This window comes from Tateyamaria sp. LSS28 (assembly GCF_059611725.1).
In genome coordinates this window covers 152,544-166,899 of record NZ_JCAPFI010000008.1, presented here as the reverse complement: position 1 = coordinate 166,899, position 14,356 = coordinate 152,544, and the positions used below count along the sequence as shown (strand labels likewise).

The window sequence follows — 14,356 nt, the reverse complement described above, 5'->3', positions numbered from 1 at the left end:
TTTGAAGAGGGAGATTGTAAGATGACACCGGAACGATTGCGGGCACTTTATGGTGAGGTTCATGAACGGGCTGCAGCAAAGGTCATAACGTCCTTCGATACGCATTGCCGACAGTTCATTGAACATGCCACTTTTCTCGTGCTCGCCACGTCTGATGGGCAAAACCTCGATATTTCACCCAAAGGGGATCCGGCTGGGTTCGTCACGGTTGAAACGGACACCACGCTGCTGTTGCCTGACCGTCCCGGCAACAACCGTATCGACAGCTTGTTGAACATTCTGGCGCATCCAAAAGTGGCGCTGCTGTTTTTGATCCCGACCGTGGATGAAACCTTGCGCGTGAATGGGACAGTGGAGATCAGCGATGATCCTGCGCTATGTGAACAGTTCCAGGTGAACGGTCGTAGCCCCAAGACAGTGCTGCGCATCACGGCAGACGAAATCTATACCCATTGCGGCAAGGCCCCGATGCGCGGTGGTCTTTGGAAGCCCGACAGCTGGCCGTCGAACCGCCCAGTTGCGACCTTGCTTGAGATGCTTAGGGATCACACCTCGCTTCCGGACGAAAGAACGGGTCAGGATGCGGTCGAAAAAATGTATCGAGACACGTTGTACTGAATACAGCGTTTGAATAGCAAAGGGCCCGCGTCTTCAACACGGGCCCTTTGTTTTTGACTGAGCTGCTTAGAACGGAATTTCGTCGTCCAGATCGCGGCTTGGGGCCGGGCTGGGTTGGCTGCTGCCACCGCCCCCGCCGCCATAGCCGCCGTCACGATCATCATAGCCCATCTGGCCGCCGCCCCCGCCGCCGCCAACGTTACCGCCGCCTCCAGCTTCGCCACGGCCGTCCAGCATGGTCAGGGTCGACGTATAGGGGCGCAGCACCACTTCGGTTGAATACCGGTCCTGACCCGACTGGTCCTGCCATTTGCGTGTCTCAAGCTGACCTTCCAGATACACTTTCGAGCCCTTGCGTAAATATTGCTCGGCCACCCGCGCCAGCGGTTCGGAGAAGATCGCAACGGAATGCCATTCCGTGCGCTCCTTGCGTTCACCGGTGTTGCGGTCTTTCCATGTCTCGGACGTTGCGATGCGCAGGTTGCACACCTTGCCGCCGTTCTGGAATGTCCGCACCTCGGGATCGCGTCCCAGATTGCCGATCAGAATGACCTTATTCACGGACCCTGCCATGTTCTTCCCCTTTTGTCCCATGCCGGGCTGATTCCGTGCCACGGCCTTGCGTTCTGGCTAGACTACACGTGGTTAATGCAGGGTAAAACCGCGTAAGACTGGCGCGATGGCAAAAAAGCCGTATATTGCGCGTCAAGAAATGGTGGCAGTGTAAGATCTGGGGATAGTGAAAGATGCGAGCACTCTGGGCTGGGGCGATTATCGCTGCCTTCATGGTTGAGGCTGGAGCGGCGCAGACGCTTTCGACCAAAAGCCGTGGTTCTTTGTTCAAATCTCAAACCAAGGTGTTGGATAGCCGCGCTTCGACGCAGTATTCCAATTCCGTGCGTTTGCAGCCGCCCAAGGTGGTGACCCCAACCAAGTGGGACACCGAGACGAAGAAGTTTCGCGGAAAATACCGCGGCCCGTATCTGAACATGGCCAAGGATGCTGCGCGCCGTCACGGGGTGCCCGAAGACCTGTTCTTGCGCCTTGTACAACAGGAGAGCGGCTGGAATGCGAAAGCCAAATCGCACAAAGGTGCGTACGGCCTTGCGCAATTGATGCCTGCAACCGCGCGCAGTTTGGGCGTGGACAGAAACGATCCAGCCGAAAACCTTGATGGCGGCGCACGCTATCTCAAGGCGCAGTACCGCACTTTTGGCAGCTGGCGTCTTGCGTTGGCGGCCTACAACGCCGGGCCGGGGGCTGTGAAGAAGTACAACGGCGTTCCGCCATTTCGTGAAACCCGGAACTATGTGAAAGTCATCTGGGGCAGCTAACCCGTTGTTCGCGGCCTATTCAATGGACGCCCTCTGATCGTGCCAATTTTGCCTTAAATGCGCCATGCCATGCACGTAAGCCGGGAATTGAGCGGTAGCGAGAGGGGCACGCATGAAACCTGGTCAATCCACCTTCGAAGAACGACTGAGCCGTATTAACAGTGGCCAAGCGCGAAACGCCAGTGATGTCGTGTCACCCCGAGCAAAGCTTGTGCACGAGGCGTACAAGGACCGGAGGTTTCACTTTGACATGTTGGTGGCAGGGGCGATTGCGGGTGGCATCGCGGGTCTTCTCTTTGCATCCAATATCGGGTTCCTTTTCATTATCACGCTGGACTACCTGACGCTTTATGGCCTGATCCTCGCCGACTTCAAAATTGCGGGTTACATCGCAGCAGTGGTGATCGCACCGTTTTCATTTCTGGCGACCCTGATCTTTTCACGAACGGCACAGCGGGCGTGGCAGTTCTGGACGGCTTACATGATCGGTGTTTTGGCTGCCAACTACACCGATCTGCGCTATTGGGTCGAAACGGTTGCCATCCCCGCCTTCTGGCAGTTCATGTCGAACTACACGGCTGCGTCGGAATACCTCTGATTACTCAGCGGCAACCTTTATGACAGGTTCCATCCGTTCCAGTATATCTTCCGCCAGGTGACATTTGACCTGATGCCCTTCAGCAAGGAAACGCACCGGCGGCACCTCTTTCTCGCAGAGTCCGCCGGGCACGTCCGACTTCCACCGGCATCGCGTCTGGAACGGGCAGCCCGGTGGCGGGTTCATAGCGGATGGGATGTCGCCCTCCAGCACGATGTGCTGCTTCTCCACCGACGTGTCGGCAATTGGCACGGCTGACAACAATGCCTCGGTGTATGGATGGTAGGGCGGGGCAAAGACCTGTTCGGTCGAGCCAAGTTCGACCACATGTCCCAGATACATCACCATAACTCGGTCGCTGAGATAGCGGACGATCGACAGGTCGTGCGAGATGAACAGCAATGTCGTCTTCTGCTCGCGCTGGATCTCCATCAAAAGATCGGTCACAGCGGCCTGAACCGATACGTCGAGCGCTGAAACAGGTTCGTCCGCGACGACAATCTTGGCGTCTCCGGCAAAGGCGCGGGCGATGCCGACGCGTTGTTTCTGTCCCCCGGACAACTGACGCGGCATACGATCCGCAAAGGCGCGTGGCAGTTTCACAAGATCCAACAGCTCCAGCATCCGCTGTTTGCGGTCGGCTTCGTTGTTGCCGACCTTGAAAATCTCAAGTGCCCGGATGATCTGACGGCCAACGGTCATTGATGGATTCAATGTGTCAAACGGGTTCTGAAACACCATTTGCACATCCGCGACCGTTTGCGTGTCTCGGTCCTCGATTGGCACGTCCTGAATGTTTTTGTTGCCGAGTGTGATGGACCCTTCGGTCGCTGTCTCAAGGCCCATCAACACCTTGGCGAAGGTCGATTTACCGCAACCGGATTCGCCCACGATGGCGAGTGTTTCGGACTCGCGTGCTTCGAAGCTGAGCGTTTCGTTGGCCTTGACCACTTTCTTGTCACCACCCCCAAACAAGGCTGATGCAGCGACCTCGTAGTACTTCTTGAGATTGTCCATCTTAAGAACAACATCGCCAACTTCGCCCTTTTCCTTCTGCTCACCCAGGGTGATCGGCGCATTCCAATCAATCTCCTGAAAGCGAAGGCAGCGGGTTTCGTGGCTTGCATCCTCATTCGCCGCTGCCATTGGGATGGTCGTGTCCTGGTTGCACCGACCCTCTTCAAAGTAGTCGCAGCGCGGGCCGAAGTTACAACCCGGTGGACGTTCGTGCGGCAGGGGGAAGTTGCCGGGGATGGCAACAAGCGGGCGCGCGTTCTTGTCTGCGCCGGGCAGGGGGATCGAACGGAACAGCGCTTGGGTGTAGGGGTGCTGCATCTCGTCAAACACCTGCTTGATCGATCCGCGTTCAACGGCTTCGCCTGAATACATCACGCAGATCCGGTCGCATGTTTCGAGCACAAGGCCGAGGTTGTGCGAGATGAACAGCATCGAGGTGCCGTATTTCTTGCCCAGGTCCTTGACCAGTTCGACAACCGCAGCTTCTACGGTCACGTCTAAAGCAGTGGTTGGTTCATCAAGGATCAGAAGCGATGGCTCGGACATCAGTGCCATGGCGATCACGATACGCTGCTGCTGCCCGCCAGACAGCTGGTGCGGAAAACTGTTCAATATACGCTTGGGGTCGGGCAGCTTGACGTCTGTGACCACCTGCAGCGCACGCGCGCGGGCGTCTTTTTCCGACATGCCCTGATGGATCATGGGCACTTCCATCAACTGCTTGCCGATCTTCATGGCCGGGTTCAGCGATGCCATTGGTTCCTGATAGATCATGGCAATCTCGGACCCGCGGATGTCGCGCAAATCCTCCGCGCTCATCTCTTGCAGGTCGCGGCCCTTGAACTTGATCGACCCGCCGACGATGCGCCCGTTCTTGCCAAGGTCCTGCATGACCCCGAGGGCGACAGTGGACTTGCCGCACCCGGATTCACCAACGAGACCCACGGCCTCTCCCGGCTTCACAGTCACCGAAAAGTCCATGACCGCCGGAATTTCCCGCAACCGCGTGAAGAAGGAGATGCTCAGCTTGTCGATCTCGAGGATCGGGCCGTCATAGTCCAGTTTTGCCATTCTCATCTCTCCCGTTTGGCCGTGAAGATGTCTTGCCCTTCATCTTGCCAAATAAACTTCTGGGGACCGGGGACTGGCCCCCGGTCCGCCCGTTTCAACTCAGTCCTTCAAGCTTTCTTCACGCAGCCCATCCGCCAACAGGTTCAATCCCAGAACCATGGTCAGCAGGGACAGGGCAGGTGCGATCGCCGGGTGCGGGTAGGCGGACAACAAGCGCCGACCGGCGTTGATCGTTGTGCCCCAATCCGGGCTCTCGCTTTGCAAGCCCAACCCAAAGAAGCCCAAAGTGCCCAGAAGGATCGTGGTGTATCCAATCCGCAGACAGAAATCGACGATCAGGGGCCCGCGCGCGTTGGGCAAAATCTCCCACAGCATGATGTACCAGGGACCCTCACCACGGGTTTGCGCCGCCGCCACGTAGTCCCGCGTCTTGATGTCCATGGCGAGGCCACGGACGATCCGGAAAACGGTGGGTGCGTTCACAAAGACAACCGAGACGAACACGACAAGAATGCCGGGGTCGATGTCGAACAAGTCCAGAAACTCCGGCAGCACAGCCACTTTCGTGCCGCCATCAGAAATCAACGACAGATAGATCCACCCCATGACGCCAAGAACAGCAATCAGCAGCGGTGTGCGGAAACTGGGTTGCGTGTAGTAGCGCGAGTTCAGAAGCACACCCACAAAGATCAGCGGGAAGACAAACAGGACCGTCGCCATGTAGTTCGGAATGCCCGTCGCTACGATTTCCGGGGTCACCAGCAGGTAGAACAGCAGGATGACCGGGAAGGCGAGGATGAGGTTCGCAAGGAACGACAGCAGCGTGTCGAGGCGACCGCCATAGAACCCGGCTGGCAGACCCAAAGTGATGCCAACCATGAAGGCAAAGACCGTGGCGAGCGGGGCGATCTGCACCACGACCCAAGCCCCTTTGAACAGGCGGCTGAACACATCGCGGGCCAGGTTGTCACCGCCCAGAAGATACCAGGCATATTCACCGTCCTCAGTGCTACGCATCGGCGTCCCGGGCACCTTGTTTTTCATACCTGACACCTGACTCAGGCTGTCATGTGTCGTAATCCAATCGAACAGCCCAGCCATCACACCGGCGTAGACCCAGAACATCACAAGCGCAAAGCCGATCATGCCGACAGTGGAGTCAAAGAGTTTGCCGTAAAGACCCAGCTTGCGTTTGAACCTGATCGACACAATGAAGGTCAGGATCAGCGCGATCCAGACCGGCATGAGTTGCTGGCTCATCCCACCAATGATCCCGGCGACCTGCGGGCCGGTAAAAATGCCGATGACAACATATGCCAATACAATCAGGAATAGCCCAAGGCCCAGCCATCGCGTTGCCGTCGAAGAAAAGTCATAGGCTCCTCCGGCAGAACTGAGTGTGCCATCCGGGTTTGTCACCACGCGGGATCCACCGCTGGCAAGGCCCAGTACGATCTGTATGACGATCGCCACCAAGAAGATTGCAGACAGCACATACAGCACCGGGTCCAAAAATTGCCCAAGAGGGCCGGTCCATGTCAAAGGTTCCATGGTTAGCCTCCCTTAAGAAATGCGGATGCGCGGGTTGAGGAACACGTAGCCGATGTCGGAAATCAGCTGGGTGATCAGCACCACCACAACCGACACAACCGACACGGCCAGAAGCAGTTCGATGTCGTTGTTGCCTGCCGCTTGTACCAGAAGCCAGCCAAAGCCCTTGTAGTTAAAGAGCGTCTCGACAATCACCACGCCGTTCAACAGCCATGGGATTTGCAACATGATGACGGTGAAGGGCGCGATGAGCGCGTTCCTGAGTGCGTGTTTCAGGACAATGTTGCCAAAGCTGACGCCCTTGAGCCGCGCGGTCCGGATGTATTGCGCGGTCATCACCTCGGTCATGCTCGCGCGTGTCATCCGTGCGATGTATCCCATGCCATAAAGCGCGATGGTCAGGACCGGCAGCGTGAAGTTCTCAAAAGTTGCATTCTCAATGGCTTGCGTTGCGGATCCCTTGAACCACTTGAGCCCGAATGCGGATGACGCAAATATGGCGATAAAGATAACGCCCGAGACATATTCAGGCGTGGCCGTCGTCGCGATCGAGAAGGTAGAGAGGGACCGATCCAGACCCGAACCCTCGCGCATACCGGCGAGCACACCGACGATCAGCGACATCGGCACCATGACCAAAAGGACAAATCCCATCAGTTTACCGGTGGCGCCAAGCCGTATTGCGACCAGACTGCTGACCTCATCCTTGAACACCAGCGAAAAGCCCCAGTCACCCTGCAAAACACCGCAAAAAGTTGACCGCTCTTCGACAGGCGCATTTTCTTTGAAGCACTGCCCGGTGACAGTGCCGTCCTCTTTCTCGGTCACCCAACCGGGCGCTACACCCAGCCAGCGCCCGTATTTTATGAATGTATTGTCGATATAACCCCGATCATCCAACCAGCTTGCCACAGCTTCGTCCGTCATGCGGAAGTTGCCCTGCGTCTTGGCCAGTTTCTCAAGGTTTGGATAGAGATTGGTCAGAAAGAACACGATGAACGTCAGGCAAAGTGCCGTCAGTAGCATCACGCCCAGCCGTCTGAGTATGAAGAGTCCCATTTAGTGCCCCTGTTGGGTGGCTTTAGGCGGGTGCGTGCCGCCTTTGTTGCTTGCCGGGCGCAATTTGTTTTGGTTGTACGCCTCGGGTGCTGCCCTTGCGGGCTGGCCTCGTGATGTGACGGTTTTGTTTACACCTACTTCCCCCGTGTTCGCGTGCCCCATTGATCTGGGCTTGGCGCATGTTCCTCAAAGTGGCTGAGGTGCTGCGATGCGCGTGCGATCATTTTGTTCCCTGACCCATGAGGCAACAGAAGCGCACACAGGTCAACGGTGCGGTTTCAAAAATCATTACACGTTTGCGACATTTGCCTGTTCTATTTGCGACATCTACCGCCTTACGCAACGTAAAGCGTCAATGAGTTTGCCGCGCTGCCTTTCGCAAAGCGGTTGGTGTTTGTCCGGTGTGCTGTTGCATGAAGCGGGTAAAATATGCGGCGGATCCAAAGCCGAGGTGTCTTGCAATATCCTGTGCGGGCACGGAGGTTTCTGTAAGGGCAATGCGCGCCGCATAAAGCGTACGCTCGGTCAGCAAATCTGCCGCAGTCCGTCCGGTGGCGGCTTTGCACGCGCGTGTCAGGTGGGTTGCGGTGACACCCAGTGCGGCAGCATGGTCGGCCATCGTCAATCCGTCGGCGTAGTTTTTGCTGACACGTTCGCAAAACCGCGCACTCAACCGTGCGGCCGCGTTCATCGTGATGGGCAGGTGATCGGGCAGGGCGATCTGTCGCCGCAACCAAACTGACATAAGCGCCATGTGCGCGTCGATTGCATCTTGGGCCAGTGGGCGTGCCTGTGTGACCTCACGATGGGCTGCCTCGAATATGGCCGTCATTTCGCCAATGCTGTCCACGTCTCTCACACGCAACTGCCGTGCGTGGATCGGCCACCGAATCTCCGTCCCGTCCGGGATCAACGCCACCATCCCGCTGCCCTGCCGACCTAACTCAAGCGCAAACAGCGTGTGTGGAGGTATGGTAAGCGCGTTGTGTGTTCCCACACCGCGTCGGGTGCCGTTGAGCAAGAGCCGCCCTTGGCCGCGGGTGATCCAGATGATGACATGTTGCGGTCGGTCATGCGCAAGCGACACGCGCCAATCCTGACCAGCGGTCAGCTGGACCAGCGGCTTTATCTCGATCGGAGGCAGGGACATGTGTGTTTGTCCGTTTTCGACAATATGGCGCGCATTTTACACTGGCATTTGTGCTGCGAAACGCGTAAAAAGTCAAATTCTGGCCAACTCAGATGACGCGATCCAGCGCCAATCCGCCATCCTGGCTCGAAACCAAGTGCGCTGGCGCTTTGCATATTGTCGCGTCGCAATGGTGGCCTGCTCAACCGCTGTGTCGTGATCCATATCACCACGCAGAACGGCCATTGCTTCCGTGACCCCGATGGCCCTGCACGAAGGCAGGGCCGGGTCAAAGCGGTCCTGCATGGCGCGCGCCTCTTCAAGTGCTCCACCACGCAGCATGTCGTCAAACCGGGTCGCAATGCGGGGCGTTAGCCACTCCTTGGGACTGTCCATGACGATCCCGGCATATGTCCCCGCCCGCAGCAACGGCGATGCGGTGTTATCCTGCCAATGGGCAAGCCCGCGACCTGTGGAGGTCAGGACTTCCCAAGCGCGCTGCACGCGCGCGCGATTTGCGACATCGATGCGCGCGATGGTGTCTGTATCCAACTCCATAAGCATCGCGGCCATGTCCATCTGGTCCGCATGCTTTCGCAACTCTGGTGGCGTTTCCGGTATGTCAGCCAAACCCTGTGTCAGCGCGGTAAAGTAAAGCCCGGTCCCCCCAACAATGATCGGCCTCTCGCCCGACAAGAGAGGCGTTACCTCGCGCAACCAGTGGCCGGTGGAATAGGGCGCATCAAAGGGGAGGTGTCCATAAAGCCGGTGCGGAGCGCGTGATTCCTCTTGCGCAGAGGGGCGCGCGGTGAGGACGCGCCAGCAGTCATATACCTGGCTTGCATCCGCGTTCACGATGACGCCGCCCTGCGCCTCTGCAATGGCAAGGGCGAGCGCAGATTTCCCCGACGCGGTCGGTCCGGCGATCAGTATTGGAAGCTCGCTTGGCAAAGATGCGATTACATCGCGGATCATGTGGTGTCATCCATTGAAAACCCATCGCATTTAGGACAGGTTGCGCGCAATTTGAAAGAGCGGGGGCGCACCATGACCGAGACAGAGACACCAACCACCTTCAAACGGGTGATGCTAAAGATCTCGGGCGAGGCGCTAATGGGCGATCAGGGCTTTGGGCTCCACCCACCAACGGTTGAACGCATCGCACAGGAAGTGAAGGCCGTTCACGATATGGGGGTCGAGATTTGCATGGTGATTGGCGGCGGCAACGTGTTCCGCGGTCTACAGGGATCGGCTCAGGGGATGGAGCGTACAACGGCCGACTACATGGGCATGCTTGCCACCGTGATGAACGCCCTTGCCATGCAGTCCGCGCTTGAGGGGCTGGGCGTTTTTACCCGCGTCATCAGCGCCATCACGATGAACGAGGTTGCAGAACCCTACATTCGCCGCCGCGCAGTGCGCCACCTTGAAAAGAAACGTGTCTGCATCTTTGCCGCGGGGACGGGTAACCCATATTTCACCACTGACACAGCCGCGACCTTGCGCGCCAATGAGATGTCCTGTGAGGCTATATTCATGGGGAAGAACGGTGTGGACGGGGTCTACGATAAGGACCCAGCCAAGCATGATGATGCCAAACGCTATGATGTCGTAACCTATGACGAGGTTCTGGCAAAGCGCCTTGGCGTCATGGACGCATCGGCCATCGCGCTCGCGCGTGACAACAACCTTCCCTTGATCGTCTTCCCGCTGGACACACCCGGCGGGTTCAAGGAGATCCTGGAAGGCAAGGGGACCTTCACTCGGGTGCAGGGGTAATCCGCAGTGAAATTTGCTCGCGCTTTATGCTTCACCCGCTCCGCGTTTGAGCCGAGCCTTCTGCTTTCGAATGTCGTCTGACAATTCGTGCAAACCCGGCACCAGCCAAACCAGTGTCACCACCGCCGCAATCGTGAGTGAGTAACTGGCGACATGCCAGAACCGTTCAGCAGCTGGCGTGAAACAGAACTGCGCCAATGGATTGCAGGGACGAAATACGTTGAACAACGGAACCAAAAGCGCCGCGGCCCAGATGCCAACAGCCTTTGCGATGACCCACTCTGGCGGTTTGGGGCGATGAAGATCTTCTGACTTTCGTCCACTCGGGACATAGCGCCCTGCATCAATGGATGCGGCCAAACTGGTCAACGTCTCGATATCCGTTTTGGTCGTGAGCTCTGACAACAGCGCTGACGCCCAGGGCGAGAACGCGGCGATGTCCTGCAAACTGGCCATCGTCATGTCGCCGCGCTTGATTCGATAGACGGGAAGCGTGTTGATGATGTCGATCAAAGGCGCATCGAACATCTCAGCGACTTCTTCCAACATGTCCTGCACGTCGTCTGCATCAAGACCAAGGTCGGCAACATCCGCATCCACATCGATATCCGCCTCAGCGACACCAAGTACGCGAGCTGCTCTTTCGACTATGGCATTTAAACTGTCTGACATGTTCAGATTCCGGATCAAAGCGGATTTCAGGTAACCAGAGATTGTGGTTACAGTTTGACGCCATTGCGCGCCAGAGCGCCAAATTGAGCATCGCTCAAACCCCTCTGGCAATTCGCCTGCCCGTTGCACTATACCCAAATGCAAGACGCCCGAACGGGCCAGGACGAACACGGGGAATACAATGTCTGACGACTTCATGCTCGACACTGATGACCTTGAGCGCCGGATGGATGGTGCCATGGCGAACCTCAGGACCGAATTCGCATCGTTGCGGACGGGCCGAGCTTCGGCTTCGATGCTTGAGCCGGTGATGGTGGATGCGTATGGGTCCCTGACGCCGATCAACCAAGTTGGTACGGTGAATGTACCTGAACCGCGCATGGTGACCGTCAATGTCTGGGACAAAGGTCTGGTCGGAAAAGTGGAAAAGGCCATCCGCGAAAGTGGTCTGGGCATCAATCCCCAGCTGAACGGCACGATCATCATGCTGCCAATCCCCGAACTGAACGAAGAACGCCGCCGTGAGTTGGGCAAGGTTGCTGGCAGTTACGCCGAAAATGCCCGCGTCAGCATCCGCAACGTGCGCCGCGATGGGATGGACCAGATCAAGAAAGCCAAGGCTGACGGTATGTCCGAGGACGACCAGAAGCTTTGGGAAGATGAGGTGCAAGAGATGACAGACAAGTTCATCAAGTCCGTGGACAGCGCACTTGAAACCAAACAAACCGAGATCATGCAGGTTTGAAAATCGGATCCCGGCCTTGCGGTCGGGGCAAACACTCCGGGGGAGTGTTTAGGTCATCAAGGCCGGCCCCCGGATGACGGGATTTGCGCAGACATTTCAAGGACAGCGTTATCACAGACACCGTACATACCGGCCCGCGCCACGTTGCCATTATCATGGACGGCAATGGGCGTTGGGCAACACAAAGAGGACGGCCGCGCCTGTTTGGCCACCACGCGGGTGCGCGGCGGGTCCGCGAAGTTGTGGAAACCTGCCCCGATATCGGTGTCGAATACCTGACCATTTTCGCGTTCTCGACCGAAAACTGGAAACGGACGCAGGTCGAAGTGGCCGGGCTGATGAGCCTGTTTCGCCGCTACATCTCGAAAGAAGCCCGCGCACTTAGCGAATTTGGGGTACGTGTGCGCTTCATCGGGGATCGTGTGCGTTTGGATGCCAAGCTGATCTCCCTCATGGATGAGTTGGAGACGCTGACATCTGGCAACACAAGTGTGAACCTGACAATCGCCTTGAATTACGGCGGGCGGGATGAGGTTGCGCGCGCGACCAAACGTTTGGCGCAAGACGTTGCTGATGGAAAACTGCGGCCAGAGAGTGTGGACGAGGAAACGCTTCCGAAATACCTGGACACATATGTGCTGCCTGATCCCGATCTGGTGATCCGTACCAGTGGAGAGGCGCGGATATCAAACTTCCTTCTCTGGCAATCGGCTTATGCCGAATACGAATTCATCGATACTCTGTGGCCTGACTTCAGCAGGGAAGAGTTCACCCGCCTTTGTGCATCCTATGGCGGACGCGAACGGCGGTTCGGTGGGGTGAAGCGGTGACGGAGCGGTGGTCAGATCTTGCGGCACGCATGGCGTCCGGTCTGGTCATGGTCCTTGTCGGCATCTGGGGCATCTGGGTTGGCGGTGACGTTTTCCATGTACTGATCGCGTTGATTTGCGGCCTGATGGTGTGGGAATTGGTTCGCATCATTTCGCCTGATCACCCATCGCTCGCCGTGCAGCTGGGCGCAGTGTCTGGCGTTGCGACGCTTCTTGCCGTATATCTACCGACCGGTTTTGCGTTGCCGCTGCTCTTGGCCCCTTGCATGGTTGGCCTTGGTCAACTGCAGCATAACCGTTCGATCTACATGATCTTCACGCTGCTCGTGTTGATGGCCGGATACGGAATGATGCATGTCCGCGATGATCTTGGCTTTGGCTGGATGGTCTGGCTCGTGGCGGTGGTCGTTGTGACCGATGTCGTCGGCTATTTCGCGGGTCGCTTGATCGGGGGACCGAAATTCTGGCCGCGCGTCAGCCCCAAGAAGACATGGGCTGGCACCGCCTCAGGCTGGGTTGGCGCAGGCATTGTCGGTGCACTCTTCGCGATCAATACGGGCGTCTCGCTGCAATTGATTGGCGTGTCCATTGCCGTGTCCATGGCCAGCCAAATGGGCGATATCGCAGAAAGCGCGATGAAGCGGCGAATGGGCGTCAAGGACAGCTCGTCGCTGATCCCCGGGCATGGCGGCGTGCTGGACCGGTTTGACGGCATGCTGGGTGCTTCGGTATTCTTCCTGATGTTTGCTCAGATTGCGGCTTTCCCTTGGGGGCTTGGTTAACATGCGCCGCGTGTCGATTTTCGGCGCGACGGGGTCGATTGGTCAAAACACCATCGACCTAATCGCCAGAGCGCCGGACGCCTACGACGTTGTGGCGTTGACCGGGTCATCCAATACTGAACAACTTGCACAGGATGCCATCCGCCTGCGCGCTGATGTGGCTGTGACGGCAGATGAGGCACGGCTGGATGACCTGCGTGCAGCCCTCATCGGCAGCGATGTTGAAGCAGCCGCAGGGCAGGCCGCGTTGACCGAGGCGGGTTGCCGTCCCTCCGATTGGGTCATGTCCGCAATTGTAGGGGCTGCTGGCCTTGCACCGGGGCTGTGTGCACTCGAGCAGGGGGCAACCCTCGCTTTGGCCAACAAGGAATCCCTGGTGTGCGCCGGTCAACTGATCCTCTCTACGGCTAAGGCTCATGATGCGCGCTTGCTGCCCGTCGATAGTGAGCATTCAGCTGTCTTTCAGGCCCTCGTCGGCGAAGATATGTCAGCAGTTGAGCGGATCATCATCACCGCCAGCGGCGGCGCCTTCCGCGATTGGCCGCTGGACAAGCTGGCGAAGGCGACATTGGCAGAGGCATCTTCGCACCCGAACTGGGACATGGGGCAACGCATCACAATCGACAGCGCGTCGATGTTCAACAAGGCCTTGGAACTGATTGAAACACGAGAATATTTCGGCGTCAGAGGTGATCAGATCGAGGTGCTTGTGCACCCGGAATCCATGATCCACGCGATGGTCGGCTTCAATGACGGCGCGTTGATGGCGCATGTTGGTCCACCCGATATGCGCCACGCCATTGGCTACGCCTTGAATTGGCCCGATCGCCAGCCATTGCCCGTCGAGCGCCTTGATCTGGCGCAGATCGGTTCATTGACGTTCCGTGCGCCTGACGAAGTGCGTTGGCCCGCCCTGCGGCTGGCCCGCGAAGTGATGGAACGCGGCGGGCTATCCGGCGCCGTATTCAACGCCGCCAAAGAAACCGCGTTGGATGGGTTTATAGCGGGCAACATAAGCTTTCCCGCGATGGCTGAGGTGGTCGATGAGGTGCTCAACTGCACTGATCCGGGCCATATTGATGCCCCAATGACCCTTGATAATGTACTCACAGCGGACCAAATGGCACGACAAGCCGCCCGCGACGTGATCGAGCAAAGAGCAGGATAAAAC

General features: G+C 57.8%; 15 protein-coding genes. 8 read left to right on the top strand and 7 right to left on the bottom strand.

What is annotated here, in order from left to right; genetic code table 11:
• The first annotated feature begins 21 nt into the window (after nucleotides 1-21).
• Entirely contained in the window at nucleotides 22-618 is a 597-nt protein-coding gene (locus AC53L6_RS21765; RefSeq protein ID WP_496909355.1) for a pyridoxamine 5'-phosphate oxidase family protein, read from the top strand.
• Between the two features lie 66 nt (nucleotides 619-684).
• Here AC53L6_RS21765 and ssb read toward each other — a convergent pair whose 3' ends face one another.
• On the bottom strand, nucleotides 685-1,191 hold the full coding sequence (gene ssb, locus AC53L6_RS21760) for a single-stranded DNA-binding protein (RefSeq protein WP_496909354.1): 507 nt from the start codon (nucleotides 1,189-1,191) through the stop codon (nucleotides 685-687).
• Between the two features lie 173 nt (nucleotides 1,192-1,364).
• On the opposite strand from ssb, the gene AC53L6_RS21755 reads away from it, so the two are divergent.
• Complete coding sequence (locus AC53L6_RS21755; protein WP_496909353.1) at nucleotides 1,365-1,952, top strand: lytic transglycosylase domain-containing protein; 588 nt, start codon at nucleotides 1,365-1,367, stop codon at nucleotides 1,950-1,952.
• A gap of 112 nt (nucleotides 1,953-2,064) precedes the next feature.
• Nucleotides 2,065-2,550, top strand: coding sequence for a hypothetical protein (locus AC53L6_RS21750; protein WP_496909352.1), 486 nt, complete (start codon nucleotides 2,065-2,067; stop codon nucleotides 2,548-2,550).
• On the opposite strand, the gene AC53L6_RS21745 is transcribed toward AC53L6_RS21750, so the two are convergent.
• From AC53L6_RS21745 to miaA, 5 genes are all read right to left on the bottom strand, one after another.
• Nucleotides 2,551-4,638 carry a dipeptide ABC transporter ATP-binding protein gene (locus tag AC53L6_RS21745; protein ID WP_496909351.1) on the bottom strand — a complete coding sequence of 696 codons (2,088 nt, stop codon included), beginning with the start codon at nucleotides 4,636-4,638 and terminating at the stop codon, nucleotides 2,551-2,553.
• 99 nt (nucleotides 4,639-4,737) lie between these two features.
• Nucleotides 4,738-6,189 (bottom strand): ABC transporter permease, encoded by a 1,452-nt coding sequence (locus AC53L6_RS21740; protein ID WP_496909350.1) that lies wholly within the window; start codon nucleotides 6,187-6,189, stop codon nucleotides 4,738-4,740.
• Nucleotides 6,190-6,201: 12 nt separating this feature from the next.
• The gene (locus tag AC53L6_RS21735; RefSeq protein WP_299702712.1) at nucleotides 6,202-7,248 is read right to left on the bottom strand and encodes an ABC transporter permease; all 1,047 of its coding nucleotides are present in this window, start codon (nucleotides 7,246-7,248) and stop codon (nucleotides 6,202-6,204) included.
• Nucleotides 7,249-7,600: 352 nt separating this feature from the next.
• On the bottom strand, nucleotides 7,601-8,398 hold the full coding sequence (locus AC53L6_RS21730; protein ID WP_496909349.1) for a helix-turn-helix domain-containing protein: 798 nt from the start codon (nucleotides 8,396-8,398) through the stop codon (nucleotides 7,601-7,603).
• A gap of 72 nt (nucleotides 8,399-8,470) precedes the next feature.
• A complete protein-coding gene (gene miaA, locus AC53L6_RS21725; protein ID WP_496909348.1) occupies nucleotides 8,471-9,352 on the bottom strand; it encodes a tRNA (adenosine(37)-N6)-dimethylallyltransferase MiaA in 882 nt (293 codons plus the stop codon).
• Nucleotides 9,353-9,424: 72 nt separating this feature from the next.
• On the opposite strand from miaA, the gene pyrH reads away from it, so the two are divergent.
• On the top strand, nucleotides 9,425-10,156 hold the full coding sequence (gene pyrH, locus AC53L6_RS21720) for a UMP kinase (protein WP_299206990.1): 732 nt from the start codon (nucleotides 9,425-9,427) through the stop codon (nucleotides 10,154-10,156).
• A gap of 24 nt (nucleotides 10,157-10,180) precedes the next feature.
• On the opposite strand, the gene AC53L6_RS21715 is transcribed toward pyrH, so the two are convergent.
• Nucleotides 10,181-10,828 (bottom strand): hypothetical protein, encoded by a 648-nt coding sequence (locus AC53L6_RS21715; protein ID WP_496909347.1) that lies wholly within the window; start codon nucleotides 10,826-10,828, stop codon nucleotides 10,181-10,183.
• Nucleotides 10,829-11,009: 181 nt separating this feature from the next.
• On the opposite strand from AC53L6_RS21715, the gene frr reads away from it, so the two are divergent.
• From frr to dxr, 4 genes are all read left to right on the top strand, one after another.
• On the top strand, nucleotides 11,010-11,573 hold the full coding sequence (frr, locus tag AC53L6_RS21710; protein ID WP_299206985.1) for a ribosome recycling factor: 564 nt from the start codon (nucleotides 11,010-11,012) through the stop codon (nucleotides 11,571-11,573).
• Between the two features lie 83 nt (nucleotides 11,574-11,656).
• Nucleotides 11,657-12,403, top strand: coding sequence for a polyprenyl diphosphate synthase (gene uppS, locus AC53L6_RS21705; protein WP_496909346.1), 747 nt, complete (start codon nucleotides 11,657-11,659; stop codon nucleotides 12,401-12,403).
• Between the two features lie 29 nt (nucleotides 12,404-12,432).
• The gene (locus tag AC53L6_RS21700) at nucleotides 12,433-13,185 is read left to right on the top strand and encodes a phosphatidate cytidylyltransferase (RefSeq protein ID WP_299774786.1); all 753 of its coding nucleotides are present in this window, start codon (nucleotides 12,433-12,435) and stop codon (nucleotides 13,183-13,185) included.
• Nucleotide 13,186: 1 nt separating this feature from the next.
• Nucleotides 13,187-14,353: a 1-deoxy-D-xylulose-5-phosphate reductoisomerase gene (dxr, locus tag AC53L6_RS21695; RefSeq protein ID WP_496909345.1), complete on the top strand. Its 1,167-nt coding sequence runs from the start codon at nucleotides 13,187-13,189 to the stop codon at nucleotides 14,351-14,353.
• The last annotated feature ends 3 nt before the right edge of the window (nucleotides 14,354-14,356 follow it).